This is a genomic window from Amycolatopsis ponsaeliensis, assembly GCF_030182635.1.
GTDB lineage: Bacteria > Actinomycetota > Actinomycetes > Mycobacteriales > Pseudonocardiaceae > Amycolatopsis > Amycolatopsis ponsaeliensis.
Map to the genome: position 1 here is coordinate 1 of NZ_JAPZLD010000123.1, position 687 is coordinate 687.

Genomic DNA, 687 nt, shown 5'->3' on the forward strand with positions numbered 1-687 from the left:
CGGACGGCATGACGACCAACGCCGACGTGTTCGGCCCGGCCTGCTCTCAGCTGCCGCAGGGTTCCGCTCCGGGTTCGCTGGACTCGATGGGCCCGCAGCCCGTGGCGTCGGCCGCGTCGACGAACCCGTTGCTGACCAAGCTGGTGGCGGCGGTGAAGGCCACCAACCTGGTGGACACGCTCAACAGCCAGCCCGCGGTCACGGTGTTCGCGCCGGCCGACCCGGCGTTCGCGGCCCTCGGTGACGCGAAGTTCGCCGAGCTGGCGGGCAAGCCGGCCGAGCTGGCGCCGATCCTGCAGTACCACGTCGTCGGCAAGCGTTACGACGCCAAGGGCCTCGCCTCCGCCGGGACTCTCGAGAGCCTGAACTCCGCCGGTGGGCCGCTGAAGATCGAGGGCTCGGGCGAGAACATGACCGTCAACGGCGCGAAGATCCTGTGCGGCAACATCCCCACCAAGAACGCCACCGTCTTCGTCATCGACAAGGTCCTCACCCCCGGCACCAACAAGTAGTAGAGACCCCGGGCCGCCACGGGTGGCCCGGTGACAACGACCGCCGCAGCCCGGTGCTGACCGGAGCTGCGGCGGTCGCATTGTGTTCGTACCCAGACCTGGCGGCGGGTCGCACGAGATCCGCCGCCGGGGAACGCCGAAGCGGCGGCGTTCCGCCGGTCGTCGCCACCACCGG

Annotated in this window: 1 protein-coding gene; it reads left to right on the top strand. The window is 70.6% G+C overall.

What is annotated here, in order from left to right:
• On the top strand, positions 1–512 hold a 512-nt coding region (locus QQ657_RS56495), incomplete at its 5' end, for a fasciclin domain-containing protein (RefSeq protein WP_284750747.1).
• Positions 513–687: the final 175 nt, after the last annotated feature.